This window comes from Streptomyces sp. CA-250714 (assembly GCF_050936705.1).
Lineage (GTDB): Bacteria > Actinomycetota > Actinomycetes > Streptomycetales > Streptomycetaceae > Streptomyces.
In genome coordinates this window covers 1,100,920-1,125,821 of the sequence record NZ_JBNJMI010000002.1, presented here as the reverse complement: position 1 = coordinate 1,125,821, position 24,902 = coordinate 1,100,920, and the positions used below count along the sequence as shown (strand labels likewise).

Here is a 24,902-nt window from a genome sequence, read left to right as displayed (position 1 = left end):
TTCTGACAGACGGGCGGCGGCGGTTACGGGTGACGGCGTGGCAGCAGCGAACTCATCATCCCGTCCGGCGGACGCACCGCTCCGCAGCCTGATCCCTGCACGTATCGACCGGATGCCCTGGTCCGGCTTCCACACGAAGATGATCGCGGCGCTGGGCTGTGCGTGGATCCTGGACGGCCTGGAGATCACGGTCGCCAGCTCGGTCACCTCGGTCCTCACCCGCTCGGAGACGTTGGGGCTGTCCTCCAGCGAGGCAGGACTGATCGCGACCGTCTACCTGGTCGGCCAGGTGACGGGTGCGCTCTTCTTCGGGCGGATGGCCGACCGCTTCGGGCGCCGCAAGCTCTTCCTGCTCACCTTCGGCGTCTATCTGTTCGGCAGCGGGCTGACCGCGCTCACCTACGGACAGGGGTTCGGCTGGGACGTATATCTCTATCTGACCCGATTCATCGCCGGAACCGGCATCGGGGGTGAGTACGCGGCGATCAACTCGGCGATCCAGGAGATGATGCCCGCCCGCTTCCGGGGCCGGGTCGACCTGCTGGTCAACGGCACCTACTGGGCGGGTGCCATGGTCGGCACCGTCGCCGAGCTGATGATCCTCAGCACCTTCGACGACGCGGTCGCCTGGCGGATCGGCTTTCTCCTCGGCCCGGTGCTCGGCTTCTCGGTGCTGTTCGTCCGCCGCCATCTGCCGGAGAGCCCCCGCTGGCTGATCATGAACGGGAAGGAGGCCGAGGCGGAGGCGGCCATCGCCCGGATCGAGTCAGCCGTACGCAGCCACGGCAAGCAGCTGCCGCCGGTCGACGAGAAGGACGCCATCGAGATCAGCGAGTCGGCACACAGCACCTACGTCACGCTGCTGCGGGTGCTCTTCAAGGAGTACCCCAAGCGGGCCGTGCTCGCCTCGACGCTGATGATCACGCAGTCGTTCCTGTACAACGCCATCTTCTTCACCTACACCCTGGTGCTGACGAAGTTCTACGGCGTCTCCGACAAGGACGCGCCGATGTATCTGCTGGCGTTCGCCGCGGGGAATCTGCTCGGTCCGATCGTCCTGGGGCCGCTGTTCGACATCGTGGGCCGCCGCTGGCTGATCGCGGGGACGTATCTGTTCTCCGGCTGCGCGCTGGCGGTCACCGCGACGCTGTTCGTCGCCGATGTGCTGACGGCGACCACTCAGACCTTCGCCTGGTGCGTCATCTTCTTCTTCGCCTCGGCCGGTGCCTCCTCCGGCTATCTGACCGCGGGCGAGATCTTCCCGCTGGAGGTACGGGGCAAGGCGATCGCGCTGTTCTTCGCCATCGGCCAGGCCGCCGGAGCCACCGGACCGTACTTCTACGGCTGGCTCATCGGCGACGGCACCGAGCGCGGCAGGCTCTACGTCGGCTTTCTGATGGGCGCCGTCATCATGGTCGTCGGCGGGCTGGCGGAGACGTTCCTCGGGGTGGACGCCGAGCGCAAATCGCTGGAGTCGGTCGCCAAACCGCTGTCGGTGGTGCGGACCTCGGTGGACGCGGCGCGCCGCCGGACGGTCAAGAAGCTCAAGAAGCCGGGCGACAGGCCGGGCGACAAGCCGGACCAGCCAGGTGACGAGCCACATGCGGACACCCCCGCGGTATGACGGCGGGGGTGTGCGAGGTGCGGAAGTCTCCGCGTGGTTGTCCGGTCAGCAGTCTCCGCGTCGCTGTGCGCTCAGGAGTCTCCGCGTGGCCGTCCGGTCAGGAGTAGGCGTAGAAGCCGGCGCCCGCCTTCCGGCCCAGCCGGCCCGCGTCGACCATGCGCTGGAGGAGCGGGGGAGCGGCGTACAGCGGCTCCTTGAACTCCGCGTACATCGAGTCGGCGACCGAGGCGACGGTGTCGAGCCCGATGAGGTCGGTGAGCTTGAGGGGGCCCATGGGGTGGGCGCAGCCGAGCTCCATGCCGTTGTCGATGTCCTCGCGGCTGGCGATGCCCGACTCGAACATCCGGATGGCGGAGAGCAGATACGGAATCAGCAGAGCGTTGACGACGAAGCCGGAGCGGTCCTGCGCGCGAATGGTGTGCTTGCCCAGCACCTGGCCCACCACGGCCTCGGCACGCTTGACGGTCTCCTCGCCGGTGGTCAGCGCCGGGATGAGCTCGACGAGCTGCTGCACCGGCGCCGGGTTGAAGAAGTGGATGCCGATGACCTGGTCGGGGCGCGAGGTCGCGACGGCGAGCTTCACCAGCGGGATCGAGGAGGTGTTCGAGGCCAGGATGGCGTCGGTGCGGGTCACCACCTGGTCCAGCACCTGGAAGATCTCCGTCTTGACCTGCTCGTTCTCGATCACGGCCTCGATGACCAGGTCGCGGTCGGCGAAGTCGCCCAGGTCGGTGGTGAAGGACAGTCGCTCCAGCGCCTCGTCGCACTCCCGCCGGCTGATCTTGCCGCGGTCCGCGGCCTTGCCGAGCGAGTTGACCAGCCGGGTGCGGCCGAGCTCCAGGGCCTCGCCGGTGGTCTCCGCGACCATCACCTCGAGGCCGGACCGCGCACACACCTCCGCGATACCCGCACCCATCTGGCCACAGCCCACCACTCCGACGCGTTCCACGCCGGCTACAGACTCCGTCACCTCGTGCCTTTCGCTGAATTTCACGGTCCGTAGCGGATCCGCCCCGGGATGAGGGCGCCGGGACGCGCCGCTTCGCCGCCCGACGTTACCTGTGCGGGAACCGGGGAGGACGGGCGGGGGCGAAAGGTCACCTATGTGTGGAGTGTGCGGTCAGCCCTGCCGACGGGTTCCGCCGGCCCCGGTCAGGGCTTCGTACGGCGTACGGGAGGCAGACGGAGAACGGCGCCCGCACCGTCGGGTGCGGGCGCCCGCGATCAGCTGCTGCCGCGTGGTTCAGCTCTTCTCTTCGTGCTTCTCCTGGCGGCCCCGCACCACGGAGTCGGGGCCCGGGGAGACCACGGCCTCGTGGCCGTCCTCAAAACGCACCCGGTATGGGGGCTCGCCCTTGGTGCCCATCACCTCGACGATCTCCGCCGTACGGTCGTGCTGCCCCACGGTCCTTCCGTGCACCAGCAGTTGGTCGCCTGTGTTCGCTCGCATGACACATGCCCTCCTGTTCCCGGTGGTCAGGCGCGGCTGCGCTGTACGACCACGATGCACACCAGCACGGCGAGCGCCGCCGCCGGCGCGGCGGGAGAAAGACGCTCACCGAGTAGGAGCACCGCCCACACCAGCGTAAGCAGCGGCTGCGCAAGTTGCACCTGGCTCGTACGAGCCACTCCGGCCAGTCCCATCGCGCGGTACCAGAAGAGCAGCCCGATGAACTGGGAGCTGAGCGCACCCCACGCCACACCGGTCACGGAGTGCGCGGTCAGTGTGACGGGTTCGTGCGCCAGGGCGAGGGCGGCGCCGACGGCGGCGAGTGGCAGACAGCCCACCAGCGCCCATCCGATCACCTCCAGCGCGGGCAGCTCCCGTGCCAGCCTGCCGCCCTCGGCGTACCCGGCGGCACAGATCAGCAGTGCCCCGCAGAGGAACAGATCGCCGACGCTGGGGGCGCCGCCGCTCTGGTACAGCGCGAACGCGACCACCACTGCGGCGCCCGCCAGCGCCGCCACCCAGAACAGCGGGGCGGGCCGGGAACCGGTGCGAACCGACGAGTAGAGGGCCGTCGTCAAAGGGAGCAGCCCCACGACGACCGCGGCGTGCGAGGTCGTGGAGGTCTCCAGCGCGAGCGTGGTCAGCAGCGGGAACCCGATCACGACACCGGACGCGGCGAGCGCGAGTCCCGTCCAGTGCCGGCGCGCCGGAAGCGGCACCCGGCGTGCCAGGAGCACTCCGCCGGCGACCAGCCCCGCCAGGAGCACCCGTAGCGTCGTCGCCGACCAGGGCCCGAAGCCCCCCAGTGTCCAGCTGGTCGCGGGAAAGGTGAGTGAGAAGAGGACGACCCCGAGAACGGCGAACACGACGCCGGTCCGGGCGGCTCGGTCCCCCGGCGCGGAGGCGGAGGTCGCCGGTCGCGCCGCGGATTGCGGCGGGTCGGCGGGGAAGAGGGGCGCCGGGGCGTCGGCCGGTTCCCCGGGTGCGGTGCTGCCGGGCCGCTCGGGGGAGGGGACCGCTATCCGACTGGTGCAAGTAGCGCTATCGTGCTCTCTCATGGCAGAGCGTAGCAGTGTTGCTGAACTGGCCGCTTCCCTGCGGAAGGAAGTGGACCGCTACTCTCCAGGTGAGAAGCTCCCGTCCAGCCGGGCGCTGGTCGAGCGGTTCCGGGCCGGCCCGGTGACCGTGTCGCGGGCGCTGGCGACGCTGGTGGCCGAGGGCCTGGTGGTCACCCGGCCAGGAGTCGGCGCGTTCCGCGCCGAACCGCCGCGCACGCACGACGCGCTCCGGACGCGGGGCGACACCTCGTGGCAGGAAGTGGCGCTGAGCGCCAACCCCTCCGCCGACCAGGCGCCGCGCAGCGTCGACGCGAGCGGGGTGACGGCGACGCTCGACGCGCCGCCGCCCGGCGTGCTGGAACTCAACGGCGGCTATCTGCCGCCCGGACTCCAGCCGGAGAAGGCCCTCGCCGCCGCGCTCGCCCGGGCGGGCCGGCGGCCCGGAGCGTGGCGCAGGCCGCCCCTCGAAGGGGTGGAGGAGTTGCGCGGCTGGTTCGCGCGGGAGATCGGCGGACCGTCCGGGGGCAACTGGGCCGCCGGGCCCGGGGCAGCGGTCGCCGCAGGGGATGTGCTGGTCACCGCCGGCGGGCAATCGGCACTCACCACCGCGCTGCGCGCCCTCGCGGCCCCGGGCGCCGCCGTACTCGTGGAATCCCCCACCTATCCCGGCATGCTCGCCGCGGCCCGCGCCTCCGGCCTGCGTCCGGTACCGGTGCCCGTCGAGCCCCGGGGCGTACGGCCCGATCTACTGGCGGACGCGTTCCGGGCCAGCGGCGCGCGGGTCTTCGTCTGCCAGCCACTGTTCCAGAACCCGACCGGTGCCGTGCTCGCCCCCGAGCGGCGGCGCGAGGTGCTGCGGGTGGCGCGCGAAGCCGGCGCCTTCGTCATCGAGGACGACTTCGCCCGGCACCTCGCACACGAGGACGCCGGGACGCTGCCGCCCACGCTGTGTGCCGAGGACCCCGACGGGGTTGTCGTACATGTCCGCTCGCTCACCAAGATCACGTCGCCGAGTCTGCGGGTGGGCGCGCTGGCCGCGCGGGGGCCCGTGCTGGAGCGGCTGCGCGCCATTCAGATCGTCGACAGCTTCTTCGTGCCGCGGCCGCTCCAGGAGGCGGCGCTGGAACTGGTGGGCGCCCCCGCGTGGTCCCGCCATCTGCGCACCGTCGCCGCCGAGTTGCGCACCCGGCGCGAGCTGATGCTCACCGCGCTCGCCACCGAGCTGCCCGCGCTGCGCCTCGACCATGTTCCGCGCGGCGGCTACCAACTGTGGGTGCGGCTTCCCGACGGGACCGACGAGGGCGCGCTGACCGCCGCGGCGCTGCGTGCCGGTGTCGCCGTCGCCCCCGGCCGCCCCTTCTTCGCCGCCGAGTCCCCGGCCCCGCACCTGCGGCTCACCTTCGCCCCAGCGGCGGCCGAGGCCGACATCGTGGAGGGCGTACGCCGCCTCCGTACGGCCTGCGCGGAGGTGCTTCCGGGGCCGCGCGGCGGCTGACGCGGCGCCGGGGAGGGTCGCAGTGCCCAACTCCCGGAAAACTGCGGTCTGTCGGGACTCTCGAACACTCGGCCGTACGGCTCTACTCTCACCGCATGCACGTGCGTATGACGTTGCTCGCTGCGGGCCGCAGCTCCTCCGTTGCGGACGTGCGCTTCGACGAGGACAGATCGCTGGACGCCACCGGATGGGAGGAGGTCGTGCGGCAGGCCCCCGCCTTCTCCCACCTCGCCGCTGCCGAGCTGCGCTACTGCTCGCCGTCGGCCCGCTGCCGGGAGACCGGCGCCGTGCTCGGCCTCACCCCGCTCGCCCAACCCGCCCTGCTCGACTGGGACATGGGCCGCTGGCGCGGCGCCACCCTCGCCGCGGTGACGGCGCGCGAACCGGGGGCCGTCCAGCAGTGGCTCACCGACCCGTGCTCGGCCCCGCACGGGGGCGAGTCCTTGCTGGCGTTCATCCGCCGGATCGGCGGCTGGCTGGACAGCCGGCCGGTGGACGCGGGCGAGTGGGCGGTGGCCGTCACCGAACCCTCTGTATTACGAGCGGCCCTCTGCTACGCCCTCAAAGCCCCGCCGCACGCCTACTGGAACATCGAGGCCCACCCCCTCGCCACCGTCACCCTCACCGGACGGGCGGGTGACTGGCGGCTGGCGCTGCCGTGACCGGGGCCCTCAGACGTGCCCCGGCCCGCGGCGGGAGGCATCGCGGCGGGCGGCATCGTGGAGGGCGTGGAGGAGCCAGAAGCGCTCGGATTCGGGGCTCCGGCTGCCGTCGGCCATGGCCCGCGTGAGGTGGAACATGGGCGGCGGCCCGTCGCCAGGCGCGCCCTCCTCGCGGGCGAGCAGGTCACCGAGCGTCTGCCACACCGCGGCCCGGCGCGCCGCCGGGCCGCGGCAGCTCGCACCGCCGCCCTCCCCGTGGCTCTCGGCGCCGCCCGGCTCTGGAGTGCCTTCTGCGGCGCGGGTCGCGAGATCCGCCCGCAGCGCACTGCGGGCCTCGGGCGGGCCGCAGCCGTCCAGGACGGCCAGCGCAAGCGTGCACAGCGCGTCGTCGGCCACACCGTGGTGCCGTGCGGCCAACTCCACTCCGTAGCGCTCCATTTCGGATGCGACGCCCGGCCCGAGATCGGCGAGGAAGGAGCGGAAGGGTTCCTCGGCCAGCAGCGGTGAGTCCTCCAGCGCCTGCGGCAGGACGGCGGACGGTACCTCCTCGATCTCCACGTACAGCTGCGGGGTCGCCGCCCACGCAGCGTCCAGCCGGGCGCCCGTGGCCCGCGCGACGGCGGTCGCCCCAGCGGCATGCCAGTTGCCCTCTGTGCCGAACGTGAGCCCCGCCAGATACCGGTCCCACGCTTCGGGAGCCGCGCCATGGCGGGCGTCCGGGAACAGCATCTCGAAGGCGGACAGCACCAGTCCGTCCTCGGCGAGGGCTAGCTGCGAGAGCGCGTCGTCGTTCCAGTAGGCGCTCGCAGCCCGGCCGCCGAGTCGGGAGAGGGGGCGCAGCACCTCCTCGCGGGAGCCCTGGAAGCCGTTGTACTCGACGACCACCACGGCGGGCCCCGCCTGGGCGACCGCGATCGGGGACGTCTCGCGGTCACTGCCGTCGAACAGTTCCTCGAGGAGGTCCTCTCCCAGTGTCCGCCGCACAGCCTGGTCCGGGTCGCCGCCGAACAGCCGGATCACCTCGGTGACATCAGCACCGCGTACGGCGGTGATACACGCCGCCTCGTCCAGCGCAAGATCGCTCAGCAGCCCATCGAACTCCTGCTGGGCGTCCTCGCTCGTTTCCGTACTCTCAGCCATGGAGACGAGTATGGGCGGCGGAACCGACAGCGGCTGCCCGGCGGTTGCGAATCAGCGGTCGACGGCAGTTGTCGCTCAGCGGTCGACGAAGGCCAGGGCACCGTCGTCGTAGCGGGCACCGGCGATCCGGTCGCGGGGTGCCGCCGCCTCGATGTCGGCCAGCTCCTCGGCGGTGAGGGAGATCGAAAGCGCCGCCACGTTCTCCTCCAGGTACTTCTGCCGCCGGGTGCCGGGGATCGGCACCACGTTGTCGCCGCGGTGCTGCACCCACGCCAGGGCGAGCTGCCCCGCCGTGACCCCGCGCTGTTCGGCGAGCTCGTTCAACCGCTCGACGATCGCCAGGTTCCGGTCGAAGTTGTCCCCGGCGAAGCGCGGCATGCTGCGCCGGAAGTCGCCCTCCTCCATGGCGTCGACGGAGGTGTAACGGCCCGTCAGGAAGCCGCGGCCCAGGGGCGAGAAGGGCACCACGCCGATGCCCAGTTCGCGGCAGAGCGGCGCTATCTCGTCCTCCAGCTCGCGCGTCCACAGCGACCACTCGCTCTGCAGCGCGCTGATCGGGTGCACCGCGTGGGCGCGCCGGATGGTCTCCGCACCCGCCTCGGACAGCCCCAGGTAGCGCACCTTGCCCTCGGCCACCAGCTCGGCCATCGCCCCCACGGTCTCCTCGATCGGTACCTCGGGGTCGACGCGGTGCTGGTAGTAGAGGTCGATGTGGTCGGTGCCCAGCCGCCGCAGCGACGCCTCGCACGCCTGGCGTACGTACGCCGCGTCGCCCCGGATGACGGTGGGCTCGCCGAGCTTGTTGGCGAAGCCGAACTTCGTGGCCAGCACCACCTCGTCGCGGCGGTCGGCGATGGCCCGGCCGATCAACTCCTCGTTGTGGCCCACACCGTAGAAGTCGGAGGTGTCCAGCAGATTCACGCCCAGATCGAGGGCCCGGTGAATGGTGGCGACGGAGGTCTCGTCGTCGGAGGAGCCGTAGGCGTGGCTCATCCCCATGCAGCCGAGGCCCTGCGCGGAGACGGCGAGGTCTCCCAGGTGGCGGGTGGGAAGGGCGGTCATGGTGGTACCTCCAGTGCCGGGGCGCCGGGTCTTCGAGGACCGGACGCCGGTCGGTGCGATCTGTCTTCGACGCTAGGTGTTGGAGTGCGCTCCAGCGCAAACCCGCCCGCTTCGGCCCCGTACGCGGGCCGTCCGGCTCCCCCTCGTGGGCTCAGTCGGCCTCCCGGTGCCACACCAGGGCGGCCGAGATCGGGTGGTGGCGGTACTTCTCCCACTTCGGCTTGCGCTCCAGCCAGCGCTCGTCGACGACCCCCTCGCGCATTTCCGCGAGCCGCCATCCGGCGCCCAGCCCCGCGGTCACATGCTCGCTGAGCAGATGGACGTGGGTGCTGATGGCGACGTGCTCACCGGAGGCGTCGGTGAAGTGGGTGGGCATGCCGGAGGCCATGATGAAGTGCGGATGGAAGGCGATGACGACGCAGTGCGCACCCGGCGCCGCCAGCCGCCACGCCTCCTCGTAGAACGGCCGCAGGTCGGGCAGATGCTCGTCGATGAGCGAGGAGATCACCAGGTCGTAGGCGCCCGACTCCAGCTCGGTGGCGCGTACGTCGCCCTCCAGCAGCCGGTCGTGGACGCCCTTGGCGCGGGCCAGCCGCAGCATCTCCGGCGTGAGGTCCACCCCGTCGAGCGTGCCGGTGACGCCCTGCTGCCGCAGCCAGGCGCCGGTCCGCCCGGTGCCGCACCCCAGGTCGGCCACGCGCCGCACCCCGCGCCAGTCGGGGACGGTCAGCTCGTCCAGCAGCGCGAGGTCCATCACGTCCTCGACAGTGTCCTCGTATGTGCTGACCCACTGGCCGTACCCGGTGGCCACGTCGACGGTGCGGTAACCGCGCGTGTCGAAGTCGGAGAAATCAAGCATGCGGGTGAGTATCACGGCTGGTGCGAGGGCTGGGCGACAGGTTTTCCCCGTGCGGTTTTTCCCCGTGCGGGCCGCTGGCCCTGTTGCCGGCCGCTGGCCCTGTGGTCGGCGGCTGGCCCGTCGCAGGCCGGGTCAGCGCGGCGCCCCCGCCCGCGCCCGCGTCAGGGCCTCCCTGGCGGCGAGATAGCCCGCGACCTTGAACGCCCGCTCGTGGGAGCCGAACGGATGGGCGCGGGCCTGCCGCAGCACCACGCGGGTCGCGGGAACGACGCCGTGCTCGGGCAGGCTCAACCGCTCCTCGATCCCCGCGGCAGCCGCCGCGAAGAAGTGGGGCAGATCCGCGGCCGGTTCGTACTCCACCGTCAGCCCCTCGGCCACCTCGAAGGCGCAGCCCTCGGCGTCCGCGGGTTCGAAATCCACGGTGATCTCCGCGAACTGCGGCGCGCAGTTCTGCTTCTGATGCAGCACATGCACGCCGCGGACCGGATACGGGGGGAACCGGCGCGGCGCTGACGTCATGACCGAAACCTACCCCTGCGACCGAACGCTTGGGCGGCGGATCAGCGCCCGCGTACGGGGTCGGACCGTGCTGTGAACCACTTCACAACTGTGGGCTGTCACGGACTGCCGGGGCCGCGCGGTCTCGAGTGGCGAGGTGCCGGGGCACGGCAGGTCCACCGTGCCGACACGGTGGCCCACTCGGCGGAGGAATCAACAGAAGACTCGACAGAAGGGAAGAACAGCCTTGGAAACCATGACAGTTGAGCGCGTCATCGAGGCGCCGATCGGCGAGGTGTTCGCCTGGCTCACCACGACCACCAACTACACCCGTTCACCCCTGGTGGTGCGCTGCGCCCTGACCCGGCCCGGCGAAGCCGCGCCCTACGGGGTCGGCGCGGTGCGCAGCCACCTCTGGCTGATGGGCTGGTTTCGGGAGCGCATCACCCGGTACGAGCCGCCGTACGCCACCGAGTACGTCGTCGAGCGCAGCCTGCCGCCGTCCAGGCACGAGCTCGGCCGGATGACGTTCACCGAGGTCGACGGCGGCACCCTGGTGCGCTGGACCACCCGCGCGGAGCTCCGTTTCCCGCTGCTCGGTGCCCCCCTCACGCGAATCGTCGTACGCCCTGTGCTGACCCGCACATTCGGCAACATCCTCAACACCGCGGCGAAGGCGTTGTGATTGCGCGCCCCGAAGGGGCGCGGGGAACTGCGCGACCAGCCACGCCGCAACCCGCAGCCCGCAAACATCGGTCAGTGGCACCCCCTCCGCGGACCTATGAACGCGCTAGCACCCCCCGTGGCAACAATCAGCCCCGCCGCAACCCCAAAGGCATCGCGAGCACCCACCAGCGACGAACCCCCCTGGAAGAAGACGCTACCGAGCAGGGCGACACCGAGAGTGCCACCGAGTTGCTGGACGGCATTGAGCAGCCCCGCCGCCGATCCGGTCTCGTGCGAACGCACACGTCGCAGTGCGGTGGTGAAGAACGGCACCGCGTACAGGCCCTGACCGAGTCCGGCCACCGCCAGCGCCGGGAGCAGCGGCCACGGGTAGCAGCCGGGCCGGCCGGTGGCGTACACCAACGCCGCGGCCACGGTCCCGGCGAGCAGGGCCAGCAGGCCGGCGGACATGACACGAGCCCCGTACCGCGGTACGAGCCAGGCGCCGGCGGCCCAGGACGACAGCGCCATGGCCACCGACCACGGCAGCAGGGTGAAGCCCGCCGCCAGCACATCGCTGTGCAGCCCCACTTGCAGCTGCACCACAACCACCAGCATCAGCCCGTTGACCGTGGCGAAGAACAGCACCGACGCCAACAGGGCAGCTGGGAAACCGCGTTCGCGGAACAGGCTGGGCTCCACCAGCGGGCTGCGACCGCGTCGGCCGCGCCACCGCTGGTGCACGGCGAAGCCGGCCAGCAGCCCGCCGCCGACGGCCGGCAGCGCACGGCACCAGCCCGGCCATCCCAACGCGCTGGCCTGGATGAGGGGGTAGACGACCAGACCGGTGCCCAGCACCGCCAGCGCCGTACCGGTGAGGTCCAGCCGTGGCCGCCGGGCGGCACGGTCCTCGCGCAGCAGCCGGCCGGCCAGCAGGACCGCGGCGCCGAGGGGGACGTTGACGAGGAAGACCGCGCGCCACGTCGAGCCGAAGAGATCGGCGTGGGTCAGCACGCCACCGAGCGCGGGACCGGTGACAGCGGCCAGCCCCATGACGGGTCCGACCCAGCCCATGGCTCGGGCCAGTTCGCGGCCGTCGAACAGCGCGCGGATCATACCGATGGTCTGCGGGATGACGGCCGCCGCTGCGGCCCCTTGCACGGCCCGTACCGCGATCAACGCCGCGGTGGACGGGGCCAGGGCGCACCCCAGCGAGGCGAGGGTGAAGGCGGCCATACCGGCGCGGAAGACCCGCCGTCGGCCGGCGATGTCGCCCAGCCGCCCGCCGGTGATCAGGAAGACGGCGAAGGGCAGCGTGTAGGCGGCGCTGTACCACTGGATGGCCGCGTCGGAGCCGCCGAGGTCGGCGCGGATCACCGGCGCTGCGACGGTCATGATGGTGGCGTCGAGGAGGTTCATCGCCTCGGCGAGCAGCAGCACCACAAGCGCTGCCCACCGGTACGGAGAGGGTTTGCTGGTGGATTCGTCACGCGGTGTGGTGGTGGGTTCGTCACGCATGGGTCGACGGTGCGCCGGGGCGTGATCCCGGTTCCACTTTCGCCGCCGGAGTGAGCGGATTTTCCACATAGCCGCCTTGACTGCATGATTCTCACATGCTGGACGACATCGATCGTGGTCTCATCCACGCCTTGCACATCGATGGCCGGGCGCCGTTCACCGCGATCGCCGATGTCCTCGGCGTCTCGACGCAGACGGTCTCCCGCCGCTACCGGCGGCTGTGCGCCGAGGCGTCGCTGCGGGTGGTGGGTCTGGCGGACCCCCATCGGGCCGGGCGCACACAGTGGCTGCTGCGACTGACCGCCGTCCCGCACTCCGCCCAGGACCTCGCTGCCGCGCTCGCCCGCCGCGCCGACACCTCCTGGGTCATGCTGGCCTCGGGCGGCACGGAGATCGTCGCGGTCGTGCACACGTCCACCGCCGACGGTCAGGCCGGGCACGCGCTGCTGCTGCACGACATCCCGCGTACGGCCGGCATCACCGCCGTCTCCGCGCACTGCGTACTGCACACCTATCTCGGCGGCCCCACCGCCTGGCCCGGCCGCGAACAGGGCCTCGACGCGGCACAGCGCCGCCGCCTCCAGTCGGCCCCCGCCCCCGCCCGTCCCGTACAGCAGACCCTCACCTCCGCCGACGGCGACCTGCTCGCCGCCCTCCAGCAGGACGGCCGGGCCAGCCTCACCGACCTCGCCGCCGCCACCGGCTGGTCGTCCGCCACCGTCGCGCGCCGGCTGGCCGAGCTGCGGGCCGGCGGCGAGCTCTTCTTCGACGTCGAGCTCGACAACACCCTGCTGGGCGTCACCACACAGGCAATGCTGTGGATGGCCGTCGCGCCCGCCCACCTCGACCACGTCGCGCGGACCTTGGCCGAGCACCCGGAACTCGCCTACGTGGCCGCCGTCACCGGCCCCAGCAACCTGGTCGCCCAGGCCCTGTGCCCCGACCCGGCAGCGCTGCACCGCTACCTCATCGAGAAGCTCGGCGTCCTGGAAGCGATCCGCAGCCTGGAGACCGCCCCCGTACTGCGCATGGTCAAGACCGCAGGACCGCTCCCGGCCCGGACCGGCGCGCCCCGCCGCCCCAGGACCCGCACCCGCCGGCCATGAGCGCTCGGTCACGGCGGTCGAGCAGTTGATCGGTCACATGATTCATTGCATAAAACTGCTGCACTGCGTATAGTCATGCTTCCGAGGAGGAGGTCTCATGGCAGTGCGCACGGCAGTGGCGGGAGCGAGCGGGTACGCGGGGGGTGAGGTGCTGCGCCTGCTCGCCCGGCATCCACAGGTCGAGGTGGGGGCGCTGACCGGGAACAGCAACGCCGGGCAGCGGTTCGGGACGCTCCAGCCGCATCTGGTTCCGTATGCGGACCGCGTGCTGGAGGAGACCACGGTGGACGTCCTGCGCGGCCACGACGTGGTGTTCCTCGCCCTCCCGCACGGGCAGTCCGCAGCCGTAGCCGAGCAGCTCGGCTCCCCCCATGACGGGCCCCTCGTGGTCGACTGCGGTGCCGACTTCCGGCTGGCCGACGCGGCCGACTGGGAGCGGTTCTACGGCACCCCGCACGCCGGTACCTGGCCCTACGGGCTCCCCGAGCTGCCCGGCGCCCGCGAGGCGCTGCGCGGGACGAAGCGGATCGCGGTGCCCGGCTGCTTCCCCACGGCCGTCTCCCTCGCGCTGGTGCCCGCCTACGCGGGCGGCCTCGCCGAGCCCGACGCCGTGATCGTCGCAGCGAGCGGCACCTCCGGCGCGGGCAAGGCGCTCAAGCCGCATCTGCTGGGCAGCGAGGTCATGGGCTCGATGAGCCCGTACGGGGTGGGCGGTACCCACCGGCACACCCCCGAGATGATCCAGAACCTCTCGGCCGCGGCGGGGCAGCGCGTCAGCGTCTCCTTCACGCCGACCCTCGCCCCCATGTCCCGCGGCATCCTCGCCACGTGCACTGCCAAGGCCACCCCGGGTACGAGCGCCGAGCAGCTGCGCGCCGCGTATGAGAAGGCCTACCAGGACGAGCCGTTCGTCACCCTCCTCCCCGAGGGGCAGTGGCCCGCCACGGCATCCGTGCAGGGCTCCAACTCCGTGCACCTCCAAGTCGCGTACGACCCTGAGGCGGACCGGATCATCGTCGTGAGCGCTGTCGACAACCTGACCAAGGGCACCGCGGGCGGTGCCGTGCAGAGCATGAACATCGCCCTCGGCCTGGACGAGGGACTGGGACTTTCCACGATCGGAGTCGCACCATGAGCGTCACAGCGGCCGGCGGATTCACGGCGGCGGGCATCGCAGCCGGACTCAAGGAGAGCGGAGCCCCCGACCTCGCACTCGTCGTCAACAACGGTCCGCGTCTGGAGGCGGCGGGCGTCTTCACCGCCAACCGCGTCAAGGCGGCGCCGGTGCTCTGGTCCGAGCAGGTCCTCAAGGGCGGCCGGGTCTCCGCGGTGGTGCTCAACTCGGGTGGTGCCAACGCCTGTACGGGCGCTCCCGGCTTCCAGGACACCCACGCGACGGCGGAGAAGGCGGCCGAGGCGCTGACGGCCGCCACCGGCACCGAGCACAGCGCGGCGGAGGTCGCGGTCGCCTCCACCGGGCTGATCGGGCTGCGGCTGCCGATGGACAAGCTGCTGCCGGGCGTGGAGTCAGCCGCCTCGGCGCTGTCCGAGCACGGCGGCGAGAAGGCCGCCATCGCCATCAAGACGACCGACACCGTGCACAAGACGGCTGTCGTCACCAGCCCCGCGGGCTGGACCGTGGGCGGTATGGCCAAGGGCGCGGGCATGCTCGCGCCGGGGCTGGCCACCATGCTCGTCGTCCTGACCACCGACGCCGATCTGACGGCGGCCGAGCTGGACACCGCACTGCGCGCCGCCACCCGCACCACCTTCGACCGCATCGACTCCGACGGCGCCATGTCCACCAACGACACGGTGCTGCTGCTCGCCTCCGGAGCGAGCGGGGTGCGCCCGGAGCAGGCCGAGTTCGCCGAGGCGGTCCGCGCGCTCTGCGACGACCTGGGGCAGCAGCTGATCCGGGACGCGGAGGGCGCCTCCAAGGACATCCGGATCGAGGTGGTGGGCGCCGCCGACGAGGACGAGGCCGTCACGGTGGGCCGCACCATCGCCCGCAACAACCTCCTCAAGTGCGCCGTGCACGGCGAGGACCCCAACTGGGGCCGGGTGCTCGCCGCCATCGGCACCACCGACGCGACGTTCGACCCCGACCAACTGGACGTGTCCATCAACGGCGTACAGGTCTGCCGCGGCGGCTCCGTCGGCGAGGACCGCGACAAGGTCGACATGCGCTTCCGCGAGGTGCGGATCACCGCCGATCTGCACGCGGGCTCCGCGTCCGCCGTCATCTGGACGAACGATCTGACGGCCGACTACGTCCACGAGAACAGCGCGTACTCGTCATGAGTATCCGAAAGCCGAGCAGCACCCGCAAACACACCGCGCTGCCCAAGGCGCAGATCCTCATCGAGGCGCTGCCCTGGCTGACCCGGCACCACGGCAAGACGGTCGTCATCAAGTTCGGCGGGAACGCGATGGTGGACGAGGAGCTGAAGGCCGCCTTCGCCCAGGACGTCGTCTTCCTGCGGCACGCCGGGCTGCGCCCCGTCGTCGTACACGGCGGCGGCCCGCAGATCAGCAAGCAGCTGGACCGGCTGGGCCTGGAGTCCCAGTTCCGTGCCGGGCTGCGGGTGACCACGCCCGAGACGATGGACGTCGTACGGATGGTGCTGGCGGGCCAGGTGCAGCGCGAGCTGGTCAACCTGCTCAACCAGCACGGCCCGCTCGCCGTCGGCATGACCGGCGAGGACGCCCACATCATGGCGGCGACCAAGCACTTGGCCGAGGTGGACGGGGAAGAGGTCGACCTGGGCCGGGTGGGCCGTATCAGCTCCGTCGAGCCCGGGGCGATCGAGGCGCTGCTGGACGACGGCCGGATCCCGGTCGTCTCCTCCATCGCCCGCAGCGCCGACGACGACCACGTCTACAACGTCAACGCCGACACCGCGGCCGCCGCACTCGCCGCCGCGCTGGGCGCCGAGACGCTGATGGTCCTCACCGACGTGGAGGGCCTGTACGCGGACTGGCCGCACAGCGACGACGTGATCAGCGAACTGACCGCGGCGGAACTGGAGAAGTTGCTGCCGGAGCTGGCGAGCGGGATGGTCCCCAAGATGGAGGGCTGCCTGTACGCCGTACGCAACGGGGTGCACACGGCGCGCGTGCTGGACGGGCGGGTGCCGCACTCCATCCTGCTGGAGATCTTCACGGACGAGGGCATCGGCACGATGGTCGTGCCCGACGCCGTCCCCGACCCACGCGACGCACGCGAGACCACCACACCACGGAACGCGGAGGGCCCGGCATGACCATCGCGCACGACAACTCCGCCCTCACCGGACGGTGGCAGGGCGCGCTGATGAACAACTACGGCACCCCGCGCATCCCCCTCACCCACGGCGAGGGCAGCCGGCTGTGGGACGCCGAGGGCAAGCTGTACACCGACTTCGTCGGCGGTATCGCCGTCAACGCGCTCGGCACCGCGCACCCGGCCGTGGTGCGTGCCGTCTCCGACCAGATCGCCACCCTCGGCCATGTCTCCAACCTCTTCATCGCCGAGCCGCCCGTCGCGCTCGCCGAGAAGCTGCTGGAGGTGGGGGGCCGCCCCGGGAAGGCGTACTTCGCCAACTCCGGGGCCGAGGCCGTCGAGGCTGCCTTCAAGATCGGGCGGCGCACCGGCCGTCCCCATATGGTCGCCACCGAGGGCGGTTTCCACGGCCGCACTATGGGCGCCCTCGCCCTGACCGGCCAGCCCGGCAAGCAGGACCCGTTCCGTCCGCTGCCCGGCGAGGTCACCCACGTCCCGTACGGCGATGTCGAGGCGCTGCGGGCGGCCGTCACCGAGGAGACGGCGCTGCTGATCGTCGAACCCATCCAGGGCGAGAACGGCGTCGTCGTACCGCCCGAGGGCTATCTGGCCGCGGCTCGCGAGATCACCGCCGCCACCGGCACGCTGCTGGTGCTGGACGAGATCCAGACGGGCATCGGCCGTACGGGGCACTGGTTCGAGTGCCAGGCCCAGGGGGTCGAACCCGATGTCATCACGCTCGCCAAGGGGCTCGGCGGCGGGCTGCCGCTGGGCGCCACGCTCGCGTTCGGTGCGGCAGCCGAGCTGCTGGAGCCCGGCCAGCACGGCTCCACCTTCGGCGGCAACCCGGTCGCCTGCGCCGCGGGACTCGCGGTGCTGGAGACCATCGCGGCCGACGGACTGCTCGACCACGTCAAGCGCGTCGGCGCCCGGTTGCGCGAGGGCATCCAGGGCCTCGGCCACCCGCTGGTCGCACAAGTCCGTGGTGCGGGGCTGCTGCTGGGTATCGTGCTCACCGAGCCGGTCGCGCCGCGCGCGCAGCAGGCGGCACAGGACGCGGGTTTCCTGGTGAACGCGGTCGCCCCGGACGTCGTCCGGCTCGCTCCACCGCTGATCGTCGGCGAGGCGGAGGTGGACGCGCTCATCGCGGCGCTGCCCGCCGTCCTCGACGCGGCGGCGGCCGACGCGGCCGGTGCCGCGGCCGACAGACAGCGATGATCTGAAGCAGATGACCAGAGGGGTACGCGCACGATGACCGAGGAGCAGCACGGGGGACAGGCCGTCCCGCAGACGCGGACGGCCCGTCACCGCCGTATCGTCGACATTCTGAGCAGGCAGCCGGTCCGCTCGCAGAGCCAGCTCGCCAAGCTCCTGGCCGACGACGGGCTCACGGTCACCCAGGCCACCCTCTCCCGGGACCTCGACGAGCTGGGCGCCGTCAAGATCCGCAACACCGGGGGCGAGCTGATCTACGCGGTCCCCGGTGAGGGGGGCGACCCCACCCCGCGGGCGCCGCTGGGCGAGTCCGCGACCGAGGCCCGGATGGCGCGGCTCGCCGGTGAACTCCTCATCTCCGCCGAGGCGTCCGCCAACCTCGTCGTACTGCGAACCCCTCCGGGGGCGGCACAGTTTCTGGCCTCGGCCATCGACCAGGCGGGGGTGCACGAGATCATCGGCACCATCGCGGGGGACGACACGCTGCTGCTGATCAGCCGTGCGCCGGATGGTGGGCAGGCCCTCGCGGACCATCTGCTGGCGCTGGCCCAGAAGGAACGCTGAGCTTCGCCTTTGTCGGGGCGGCATTCCGCGTGCGCCTTTCGGCGATTACTCTCACGGACAGCCAGTAGCGCACCACCCCCCACCCAGGTTGCACGCTGGCACAAGCGCCCCCCTCGCAGCCGGGTGACGACTTGACCGCTGCCTCCAGGAGGATCACGGTGAAAGTTCGCAAGCGCTCGGCGGTTGTCGGCACGCTCGTGCTCGCCGCCTCACTCGCGTTATCCACGGCGTCCGCCGAGGAGAAGTCCGCACCACGGAAGGCCGACGTCGCCCTGACGAAGGTCGCCGAGGCCAAGAACCCCACCGACGGAACGGCTGGGCCCGACGGCACGATGTGGATCGCCGAACGCCCTGGCACCGTACGGGTCCTGGACGAGAAGGGACTCGGCGACCCGGTTGTCGACATCACGGACGAGACCACCGTCGACGGTGAGCGGGGCCTGCTCGGCATCGCCTTCGACCCCGGCCGGGAGCATCTGTACATCTCGTTCACCGACCTTCAGGGCCACAGCAGGATCGACGAGTTCGCCGTCGAGAACGGCAAGGTCCAGCAGGACAGCCGCCGTACGATCCTCACCCAGAAGCAGCCGTACGCGAACCACAACGGCGGCGACATCGCCTTCGGCCCCGACGGCATGCTCTACGTAGCCTTCGGTGACGGCGGCAGCGCCAACGACCCGCAGGACAACGGCCAGAACCTCGACACGCTGCTCGGCAAGATCCTGCGGATCGACCCGGGCAAGGGCGACCCGTACGCGGTCCCCGAGGACAACCCGTTCGTCGGCAAGCCGGGTGCGCGCCCGGAGATCTGGGCGTACGGGCTGCGCAACCCGTGGCGGTTCTCCTTCGACTCCGCGACCGGCGACATGCTGATCGGCGACGTCGGCCAGAACCGCCGCGAGGAGATCGACTGGGCGCCCGCCGGCAGCAAGGGCGGCGAGAACTACGGCTGGGCCCGGATGGAAGGCACCCTGCCCGTCGCCGGTGAGGAACCGGCGAACCATGTGCCGCCGGTCTTCGAGTACGACCGCAGCTCCTCGCGCTGCTCGGTCACCGGCGGCCACGTCTACCGCGGGAAGGCCGTCCCGCAACTGCAAGGCAGATACCTCTTCAGCGACTACTGCGAAGGCGACGTCCGGGCGCTGGAGATGAAGGACGGCAAGGTCACCGGCGAGACCAACCTCGGCGTCAACGGAGGCGAGATCGTCTCGTTCGCCGAGGGCGGCGACAAGGAGCTGTACGCTCTGGCGCTGGGCGGCGACGTCTACCGGCTCGACCCGGCGGCATAGTCCCCGGAGTCCTTAGGGTCCGCGGTCTCACCGGCGTCCTCAGGGGCGGCGGTGAGACCGCGGTCGCGGTAGGAGAACCAGGCGGCGACCATCGCCCCCGAGACGTTGTGCCACACCGAGAAGACGGCGGCGGGCAGCGCGGCGAGCGGGCTGAAGTGCGCGGTGGCCAGCGAGGCAGCCAGGCCCGAGTTCTGCATACCGACCTCGAAGGCCATGGCGCGGCCTGCCGGTTCGCCGAGCCGGGACAGCCGCCCCACGGCGTAACCGAGCGCCAGGCCCAGGCCGTTGTGCAGGACGACGGCCAGGAAGACCAGTGCCGCAGCCGACTTGATCGCGTCCGCGCTGCCCGCCACCACGATGGTGACGATTCCCGCGATGGTGAGCGCCGACAGCCAGGGCAGTACGGGCAGTGCCCGCGTCACATAGCGACCCGCGAGCAGCCGCACCAGCAATCCTGCGAGCACCGGCAGCAGCACCGTCTTGAGGATGTCGCCGACCATCGATCCGCTGTCCACCGGCAGGAACTCGCCCGCGAGGAACAGGGTGAGCGACGGGGTCAGCAGCGGCGCGATGAGCGTGGAGACCGAGGTCACGGAGACCGAAAGGGCCACGTCACCGCGCGCCAGGTAGGTGACGACGTTCGACGCCGTGCCGCCGGGGGCGCAGCCGACCAGGATCAGCCCGGCTGCGAGCTGCGGGGAGAGGCTCAGGGCGTGGGCGATCAGCCAGCCGAGTCCGGGCATCACGATGTACTGCGCCGCGAGTCCGACCGCGACGGCCCAGGGGCGGCGTACGACCCCGCGGAAGTCGGGCAGCGTCATGGTCAGTCCCATGCAGAACATCACGACGCCGAGCAGGTAGGGCACCGCCTCGGCCCCGCCCGTGAAGCTGCCCGGAGTCACCAGGCCGAGGCCGCCGGCGAGCAGGACCAGCAAGGGGAAGAGGGTCACCGCGCGGCGGGCTCCGCGCTGCTCGGCTGTGTTGCCCGGCGAGGTGTTCTGCTGTTCGGTTCGCACCCGCAGAGAAAACGCCCTGGTAGGGGAGGTTGGCAAGGCTGTCTCGCGATGTGACCAGGCCTCACCGGCCGAGCCTGCTACCGCACACACCAGGCCGCCGCCGACCCGTGCGGTCGGCGGCGGCCTCGCTCCCCTCCAGCCCTTGAGCTCCGGGCCCGCTAACGGGGCCCGGGCGCCTGGACGGTGAGGATGCCCAGTGTGGACTGAGCCGGCAGCAGACCGGACTCGATCACCGCCATGAACGCCGGACGGTTCAGCTCCGCCAGCCGGGCGCAGCCGTCCTCGCCGAGCACCCGGTACGGCGCCGCAGCCAGCTCGTCCGTCGTCCGCTCCACCTCGTCCCGCAGCTCGCGCCCGCGCTCGGTGGCCGTGCCCTCGGCGTCCAGAAGGCCGCGCTCCACGAGCCGGGTACGGGCCGCCGCCCACTCCTGCTCGCTCCAGCCGCGCGAGGCGAAGTTCGCCACCGGAGCCGCGCCGATCCCGGCGAAGGACACCAGTGCCTCGCAGCCGTCCAGCCCGGCGGCCTGCAACGCCACCAGATGGCCGTCACCGCGGTGTTCCCGCAGCACGTTCGCCGCCTGCCACAGCACCAGGTGCGGCTCCTGCGGCCAGTCCAGCGCGGCGTTGGCGGCGGCCAGCGGGCGCCCGGCGAGGTCGGCGGCCTCGGCGGCGGTACGCGCCAGCTCGGCCGCCTCGGCCAGCCCGGGGTCTCCGATCCGGTCACCGAGGATGGCGCGCAGTGTCGCGTCCACACCCCGCATACGTGCCTCCAGCACCGCCTCCGGCGAGGCAGTACGCCAGATGCCCGGCACATGTTCGGCGACCGCGCGCGGACTGAAGCTGTAGAACGTCGCCGTCACCAGCTGCGCCGTCGCTGCTCCGAGCGGGGCCGCGCGCAGGGCGAAGTACGCGGGCCAGCGCGCGGTGGTGTCGTAGCCGAGCGCGGCGGCCTGCGCCGCGACCTCGGGGGCGAAGTAAACGGACGCGTAGCCGGGTTCGAGCTGGTGCCACGTCTGTCGCGCGAGACTCGGGAAGTCAGCCATGGCGGTAAGCTATCCCCCAATGTGAACGGCGTCAACATGCAAGGAGCCGGGTGCCGGCCGCACGCTGATGTCATGGCTGCCCAGAAGAAACCGAAGATCCAGGTGCGCCGCGTCTACGAGGAACCCGACCCCGGCTCGGACGGCACGCGCGTCCTGGTGGACCGCGTCTGGCCGCGCGGCCTGGCCAAGGAGGCGGCCGCGCTGGACGCCTGGCACAAGGACGTCGCACCCAGCACGGAGCTGCGCAAGTGGTACGGCCACGATCCGGACCGCTTCGACGACTTCGCCGAGCGCTACCGCGCCGAGCTGGCCACGGAGGAGGGCGAACAAGCGATCGCCGACCTGCTGGAGACCGCCTCCGGCGCCGGGACGCTCACCCTGCTGACCGCCGTCAAGGACCCGTCACTCGGCCACACGAGGGTGCTGGCCGAGGAACTGAAGAGCCGCGCCCCGTAAGGGGCGCGGGGAACTGCTCCCCCAGCCTCCGGCCGGGAGGTGCCCCCAGCAACCAGGAAGCACCCGCACCCGGCCGATCCGCGAAGCTTCACGGCGGGTCTCCGTGGCGACGGCGCCAGCGCCAGCGGCGGCAGCGCAGCCCAGAGGTACTCGTTGACGAAACATACAGAGAAATGCATAATTATTCCGCCCAGTCACCGGCCGCAGCCGCCGACCGAACCGCACCATCCAGCCAGGAGCAGGCGACGCACGTGAGCAGCAACGAGACCGACGACATCCGCCTCTGGGGCGGCCGGTTCGCCGACGGACCGAGCGAGGCGCTGGAGAAGCTATCCGCATCGGTCCACTTCGACTGGCGCCTGGCGCCGTACGACATCGCCGGTTCGCGGGCCCACGCCCGCGTCCTGCACAAGGCGGGCCTGCTCACCGACGACGAGCTGCGTCAGATGCTCGACGGCCTGGACCTGCTCGAACGGGACGTCGCCTCGGGCGACTTCCAGGGCACGGTCGCCGACGAGGACGTGCACACCGCGCTGGAGCGCGGTCTCCTGGAGCGCGTCGGCAAGGACCTGGGCGGCAAGCTCCGCGCGGGCAGGTCCCGCAACGACCAGGTCGCCACCCTCTTCCGGATGTATCTGCGGGACCACGCCCGGATCATCGGCGGACTGCTGGCAGACCTCCAGGGAGCCCTCGTCGGTCTCGCCGAGGCGCACCCGGATGTGGCGATGCCGGGCCGCACCCACCTCCAGCACGCACAGCCCGTGCTGTTCGCGCACCACGTCCTCGCACACGCCCAGGCCCTCGCGCGGGACGCGGAGCGGCTGCGGCAGTGGGACGCGCGTACGGCGGTGTCGCCGTACGGGTCCGGCGCGCTGGCCGGTTCGTCGCTCGGCCTCGACCCGGAGGCCGTCGCCGCCGACCTCGGCTTCGAGGGCGGCAGCGCGGCCAACTCGATCGACGGGACGGCCTCCCGCGACTTCGTCGCGGAGTTCGCCTTCGTCACCGCGATGATCGGCGTCGACATCTCGAAGATCGCCGAGGAGGTCATCATCTGGAACACGAAGGAGTTCTCCTTCGTGACGCTGCACGACGCCTTCTCGACCGGCTCCTCGATCATGCCGCAGAAGAAGAACCCGGACATCGCGGAGCTGGCGCGCGGCAAGTCCGGCCGGCTGATCGGCAATCTGACCGGGCTGATGGCAACGCTCAAGGCGCTGCCGCTCGCCTACAACCGTGACCTCCAGGAGGACAAGGAGCCGGTCTTCGACTCCATCGACCAACTGGAGCTGCTGCTGCCCGCGTTCACCGGCATGATGGCGACGCTGACCGTGCACGGCGACCGGATGGCCGAGTTGGCGCCCGCCGGGTTCTCGCTGGCCACCGATGTGGCCGAGTGGCTGGTCAAGCGGGGTGTCCCGTTCCGGGTGGCGCACGAGGTGGCGGGCGCGTGCGTGAAGGAGTGCGAGCGTACGGGCATCGAGCTGGACCAGCTCACCGACGAGCAGTTCGCCGCGATCTCCCCGCATCTCACCCCCGAGGTACGCCAGGTACTGAACGTCCCGGGCGCCCTGGCCGCCCGCGACGGCAAGGGCGGCACGGCCCCCTCCGCAGTCGCCACCCAGCTCGCCGCCTTCCACACGGACCTGCACCACCAGCGCGAATGGGCTGACGCCAAACGCTGACGGAGCGCGCCCCGAAGGGGCGCGGGGAACTGCGCGAGCAACCACCAGGCACCCGCAGCCTGCGGACGTCGGACAGGGGCACCCCCTCACCAGACCAGGGGAGAGGGCCCGAAGGTCTGCTGGGGGCGTCGACATCGCAGACCCCCACACCAAGGTGCGGGGCCCAGCGGCACCCGCCGAGTACGGTGGTGCGGCACCAGCCGCAACACCGTACGCACCCATGGCCGGGAGATGCCGATGCCCTTCACCCGTCTCGCTTCTGCCACCACGCCGACGGCCCACCTCGGCCTCGGGCTCGCCGCCGTCGGCCGCCCCGCGTACATCACCCTCGGCAGGGAGGCGGAGCTGCCCGCGAACCGCACTCCGGAGGCGCTGCGCTCCCGTACGCACGAACTCCTCGACGCGGCCTACGCGCAGGGTGTGCGCTATTTCGACGTGGCGCGTTCCTACGGGCGGGCCGAGGAGTTCCTGGCGGCCTGGCTGCGCGAGCACCCCGAGGTCGACGACGTGGTCGTCGGCAGCAAGTGGGGCTACACCTACGTGGGGGAGTGGCGCACCGACGCCGAGGTGCACGAGGTCAAGGACCACTCCCTCGCGGCGTTCGAGCGGCAGCTGGCCGAGAGCCGTGAACTGCTCGGCGACCGGCTGGACCTGTACCAGATCCACTCCGTCACCCCGGACAGCCCCGTGCTGACCGACACCGCGCTGCACGAGCGGCTGGCCGGGCTGGCGGCCGAGGGGGTCACGGTCGGCTTCAGCACCAGCGGCCCCGCGCAGGCCGACGCCATCCGCGCGGCACTGGCGGTCACCGTGGACGGCGAACCGCTCTTCCGTACCGTCCAGAGCACCTACAACCTGCTGGAGACCTCGGCGGCCGGGGCACTGGCCGAGGCGCACGAGGCCGGGCTGACGGTGATCGTCAAGGAAGCGATGGCCAACGGCCGGCTGGCCGGTGGTCAGGAGCCCCGCGATCTGCACCTGGTGGCGGAGGCGGCGGGGACCACGCCGGATGCCGTCGCGCTCGCCGCGGTGCTGCGGCAGCCATGGGCGGGAGTCGTCCTCTCCGGCGCGGTCACCGTCGGCGCGCTGCACGCCAATCTGCTGGCCACGGCGGTCGAGCTGGACGAGGCCCAACTGGCCCTGCTGACCGAGCTGGTGGAGGAGCCTGAGGTGTACTGGCGACGCCGCTCGGAGCTGCCGTGGCAGTGAAGCCGCAGGTCACAAAGTCGGCGCA

24 protein-coding genes are annotated in these 24,902 nt (G+C 71.7%); 14 read left to right on the top strand and 10 right to left on the bottom strand.

What is annotated here, in order from left to right; translation table 11 throughout:
• The first annotated feature begins 37 nt into the window (after window positions 1-37).
• Window positions 38-1,624: an MFS transporter gene (locus ACQEU8_RS23965; RefSeq protein ID WP_433104395.1), complete on the top strand. Its 1,587-nt coding sequence runs from the start codon at window positions 38-40 to the stop codon at window positions 1,622-1,624.
• Between the two features lie 97 nt (window positions 1,625-1,721).
• On the opposite strand, the gene ACQEU8_RS23960 is transcribed toward ACQEU8_RS23965, so the two are convergent.
• From ACQEU8_RS23960 to ACQEU8_RS23950, 3 genes are all read right to left on the bottom strand, one after another.
• On the bottom strand, window positions 1,722-2,594 hold the full coding sequence (locus ACQEU8_RS23960) for a 3-hydroxybutyryl-CoA dehydrogenase (protein ID WP_433104393.1): 873 nt from the start codon (window positions 2,592-2,594) through the stop codon (window positions 1,722-1,724).
• 273 nt (window positions 2,595-2,867) lie between these two features.
• The gene (locus tag ACQEU8_RS23955) at window positions 2,868-3,074 is read right to left on the bottom strand and encodes a DUF1918 domain-containing protein (protein WP_433104391.1); all 207 of its coding nucleotides are present in this window, start codon (window positions 3,072-3,074) and stop codon (window positions 2,868-2,870) included.
• Window positions 3,075-3,100: 26 nt separating this feature from the next.
• Window positions 3,101-4,132 (bottom strand): DMT family transporter, encoded by a 1,032-nt coding sequence (locus tag ACQEU8_RS23950; protein ID WP_433104389.1) that lies wholly within the window; start codon window positions 4,130-4,132, stop codon window positions 3,101-3,103.
• Between ACQEU8_RS23950 and ACQEU8_RS23945 the strand changes: the two genes are divergently transcribed.
• Both ACQEU8_RS23945 and ACQEU8_RS23940 read left to right on the top strand, forming a co-directional pair.
• Complete coding sequence (locus tag ACQEU8_RS23945; RefSeq protein WP_433104387.1) at window positions 4,131-5,627, top strand: PLP-dependent aminotransferase family protein; 1,497 nt, start codon at window positions 4,131-4,133, stop codon at window positions 5,625-5,627. The genes ACQEU8_RS23950 and ACQEU8_RS23945 overlap by 2 nt on opposite strands.
• A 95-nt stretch (window positions 5,628-5,722) precedes the next feature.
• The gene (locus ACQEU8_RS23940; protein WP_433104385.1) at window positions 5,723-6,289 is read left to right on the top strand and encodes a histidine phosphatase family protein; all 567 of its coding nucleotides are present in this window, start codon (window positions 5,723-5,725) and stop codon (window positions 6,287-6,289) included.
• Window positions 6,290-6,298: 9 nt separating this feature from the next.
• Here the strand turns inward: ACQEU8_RS23940 and ACQEU8_RS23935 are convergent, their stop codons facing one another.
• The 4 genes from ACQEU8_RS23935 to ACQEU8_RS23920 form a co-directional block, all read right to left on the bottom strand.
• A complete protein-coding gene (locus ACQEU8_RS23935) occupies window positions 6,299-7,429 on the bottom strand; it encodes a DUF6461 domain-containing protein (RefSeq protein ID WP_433104383.1) in 1,131 nt (376 codons plus the stop codon).
• 75 nt (window positions 7,430-7,504) lie between these two features.
• Window positions 7,505-8,491: an aldo/keto reductase gene (locus ACQEU8_RS23930; protein WP_433104381.1), complete on the bottom strand. Its 987-nt coding sequence runs from the start codon at window positions 8,489-8,491 to the stop codon at window positions 7,505-7,507.
• A 151-nt stretch (window positions 8,492-8,642) separates the two neighbouring features.
• Window positions 8,643-9,350 carry a class I SAM-dependent DNA methyltransferase gene (locus ACQEU8_RS23925; protein ID WP_433104379.1) on the bottom strand — a complete coding sequence of 236 codons (708 nt, stop codon included), beginning with the start codon at window positions 9,348-9,350 and terminating at the stop codon, window positions 8,643-8,645.
• A gap of 132 nt (window positions 9,351-9,482) precedes the next feature.
• Complete coding sequence (locus tag ACQEU8_RS23920) at window positions 9,483-9,869, bottom strand: hypothetical protein (RefSeq protein ID WP_433104377.1); 387 nt, start codon at window positions 9,867-9,869, stop codon at window positions 9,483-9,485.
• Between the two features lie 226 nt (window positions 9,870-10,095).
• Between ACQEU8_RS23920 and ACQEU8_RS23915 the strand changes: the two genes are divergently transcribed.
• Window positions 10,096-10,533, top strand: coding sequence for an SRPBCC family protein (locus tag ACQEU8_RS23915; RefSeq protein ID WP_433104375.1), 438 nt, complete (start codon window positions 10,096-10,098; stop codon window positions 10,531-10,533).
• A 71-nt stretch (window positions 10,534-10,604) separates the two neighbouring features.
• Here ACQEU8_RS23915 and ACQEU8_RS23910 read toward each other — a convergent pair whose 3' ends face one another.
• A complete protein-coding gene (locus ACQEU8_RS23910) occupies window positions 10,605-12,032 on the bottom strand; it encodes an MFS transporter (protein WP_433104373.1) in 1,428 nt (475 codons plus the stop codon).
• A 95-nt stretch (window positions 12,033-12,127) separates the two neighbouring features.
• Here ACQEU8_RS23910 and ACQEU8_RS23905 point away from each other — a divergent pair, with 95 nt between their 5' ends.
• The 7 genes from ACQEU8_RS23905 (at window position 12,128) to ACQEU8_RS23875 (ending at window position 19,471) form a co-directional block, all read left to right on the top strand.
• Entirely contained in the window at window positions 12,128-13,138 is a 1,011-nt protein-coding gene (locus tag ACQEU8_RS23905; RefSeq protein WP_433104371.1) for an Lrp/AsnC family transcriptional regulator, read from the top strand.
• Window positions 13,139-13,235: 97 nt separating this feature from the next.
• Window positions 13,236-14,273 carry an N-acetyl-gamma-glutamyl-phosphate reductase gene (gene argC, locus ACQEU8_RS23900; protein ID WP_433104369.1) on the top strand — a complete coding sequence of 346 codons (1,038 nt, stop codon included), beginning with the start codon at window positions 13,236-13,238 and terminating at the stop codon, window positions 14,271-14,273.
• Window positions 14,270-15,442, top strand: a complete 1,173-nt coding sequence (gene argJ, locus ACQEU8_RS23895) for a bifunctional glutamate N-acetyltransferase/amino-acid acetyltransferase ArgJ (protein ID WP_433104367.1) — start codon at window positions 14,270-14,272, stop codon at window positions 15,440-15,442. The genes argC and argJ overlap by 4 nt, the downstream gene beginning before the upstream one ends.
• The gene (argB, locus tag ACQEU8_RS23890; RefSeq protein ID WP_433104365.1) at window positions 15,439-16,404 is read left to right on the top strand and encodes an acetylglutamate kinase; all 966 of its coding nucleotides are present in this window, start codon (window positions 15,439-15,441) and stop codon (window positions 16,402-16,404) included. The genes argJ and argB overlap by 4 nt, the downstream gene beginning before the upstream one ends.
• Window positions 16,401-17,621, top strand: coding sequence for an acetylornithine transaminase (locus ACQEU8_RS23885; protein WP_433104363.1), 1,221 nt, complete (start codon window positions 16,401-16,403; stop codon window positions 17,619-17,621). Before argB ends, ACQEU8_RS23885 begins: the two co-directional genes overlap by 4 nt.
• 33 nt (window positions 17,622-17,654) lie before the next feature.
• Complete coding sequence (locus ACQEU8_RS23880) at window positions 17,655-18,182, top strand: arginine repressor (protein WP_433104361.1); 528 nt, start codon at window positions 17,655-17,657, stop codon at window positions 18,180-18,182.
• A gap of 158 nt (window positions 18,183-18,340) precedes the next feature.
• The gene (locus tag ACQEU8_RS23875) at window positions 18,341-19,471 is read left to right on the top strand and encodes a PQQ-dependent sugar dehydrogenase (protein WP_433104359.1); all 1,131 of its coding nucleotides are present in this window, start codon (window positions 18,341-18,343) and stop codon (window positions 19,469-19,471) included.
• Here the strand turns inward: ACQEU8_RS23875 and ACQEU8_RS23870 are convergent.
• Window positions 19,447-20,487: a bile acid:sodium symporter family protein gene (locus ACQEU8_RS23870; protein ID WP_433104357.1), complete on the bottom strand. Its 1,041-nt coding sequence runs from the start codon at window positions 20,485-20,487 to the stop codon at window positions 19,447-19,449. The two genes, ACQEU8_RS23875 and ACQEU8_RS23870, sit on opposite strands and share 25 nt — an antisense overlap.
• Window positions 20,488-20,645: 158 nt before the next feature.
• Window positions 20,646-21,530, bottom strand: a complete 885-nt coding sequence (locus ACQEU8_RS23865; RefSeq protein ID WP_433104355.1) for an SCO6745 family protein — start codon at window positions 21,528-21,530, stop codon at window positions 20,646-20,648.
• 72 nt (window positions 21,531-21,602) lie between these two features.
• On the opposite strand from ACQEU8_RS23865, the gene ACQEU8_RS23860 reads away from it, so the two are divergent.
• From ACQEU8_RS23860 to ACQEU8_RS23850, 3 genes are all read left to right on the top strand, one after another.
• Window positions 21,603-21,986: a DUF488 domain-containing protein gene (locus ACQEU8_RS23860; protein ID WP_433104353.1), complete on the top strand. Its 384-nt coding sequence runs from the start codon at window positions 21,603-21,605 to the stop codon at window positions 21,984-21,986.
• Window positions 21,987-22,237: 251 nt separating this feature from the next.
• The gene (gene argH, locus ACQEU8_RS23855; RefSeq protein WP_433104351.1) at window positions 22,238-23,668 is read left to right on the top strand and encodes an argininosuccinate lyase; all 1,431 of its coding nucleotides are present in this window, start codon (window positions 22,238-22,240) and stop codon (window positions 23,666-23,668) included.
• A 237-nt stretch (window positions 23,669-23,905) separates the two neighbouring features.
• Entirely contained in the window at window positions 23,906-24,877 is a 972-nt protein-coding gene (locus ACQEU8_RS23850; RefSeq protein ID WP_433104349.1) for an aldo/keto reductase, read from the top strand.
• The last annotated feature ends 25 nt before the right edge of the window (window positions 24,878-24,902 follow it).

Coding starts and splice junctions, on each gene's coding strand:
- ACQEU8_RS23955 (WP_433104391.1), bottom strand. CDS start 3,074: ATGCGAGCGAACACAGGCGACCAACTGCTGGTGCACGGAAGGACCGTG.
- ACQEU8_RS23945 (WP_433104387.1), top strand. CDS start 4,131: ATGGCAGAGCGTAGCAGTGTTGCTGAACTGGCCGCTTCCCTGCGGAAG.
- ACQEU8_RS23950 (WP_433104389.1), bottom strand. CDS start 4,132: ATGAGAGAGCACGATAGCGCTACTTGCACCAGTCGGATAGCGGTCCCC.
- ACQEU8_RS23940 (WP_433104385.1), top strand. CDS start 5,723: ATGCACGTGCGTATGACGTTGCTCGCTGCGGGCCGCAGCTCCTCCGTT.
- ACQEU8_RS23935 (WP_433104383.1), bottom strand. CDS start 7,429: ATGGCTGAGAGTACGGAAACGAGCGAGGACGCCCAGCAGGAGTTCGAT.
- ACQEU8_RS23930 (WP_433104381.1), bottom strand. CDS start 8,491: ATGACCGCCCTTCCCACCCGCCACCTGGGAGACCTCGCCGTCTCCGCG.
- ACQEU8_RS23925 (WP_433104379.1), bottom strand. CDS start 9,350: ATGCTTGATTTCTCCGACTTCGACACGCGCGGTTACCGCACCGTCGAC.
- ACQEU8_RS23920 (WP_433104377.1), bottom strand. CDS start 9,869: ATGACGTCAGCGCCGCGCCGGTTCCCCCCGTATCCGGTCCGCGGCGTG.
- ACQEU8_RS23910 (WP_433104373.1), bottom strand. CDS start 12,032: ATGCGTGACGAACCCACCACCACACCGCGTGACGAATCCACCAGCAAA.
- ACQEU8_RS23905 (WP_433104371.1), top strand. CDS start 12,128: ATGCTGGACGACATCGATCGTGGTCTCATCCACGCCTTGCACATCGAT.
- argC (WP_433104369.1), top strand. CDS start 13,236: ATGGCAGTGCGCACGGCAGTGGCGGGAGCGAGCGGGTACGCGGGGGGT.
- argJ (WP_433104367.1), top strand. CDS start 14,270: ATGAGCGTCACAGCGGCCGGCGGATTCACGGCGGCGGGCATCGCAGCC.
- argB (WP_433104365.1), top strand. CDS start 15,439: ATGAGTATCCGAAAGCCGAGCAGCACCCGCAAACACACCGCGCTGCCC.
- ACQEU8_RS23885 (WP_433104363.1), top strand. CDS start 16,401: ATGACCATCGCGCACGACAACTCCGCCCTCACCGGACGGTGGCAGGGC.
- ACQEU8_RS23880 (WP_433104361.1), top strand. CDS start 17,655: ATGACCGAGGAGCAGCACGGGGGACAGGCCGTCCCGCAGACGCGGACG.
- ACQEU8_RS23865 (WP_433104355.1), bottom strand. CDS start 21,530: ATGGCTGACTTCCCGAGTCTCGCGCGACAGACGTGGCACCAGCTCGAA.
- ACQEU8_RS23860 (WP_433104353.1), top strand. CDS start 21,603: ATGGCTGCCCAGAAGAAACCGAAGATCCAGGTGCGCCGCGTCTACGAG.
- ACQEU8_RS23850 (WP_433104349.1), top strand. CDS start 23,906: ATGCCCTTCACCCGTCTCGCTTCTGCCACCACGCCGACGGCCCACCTC.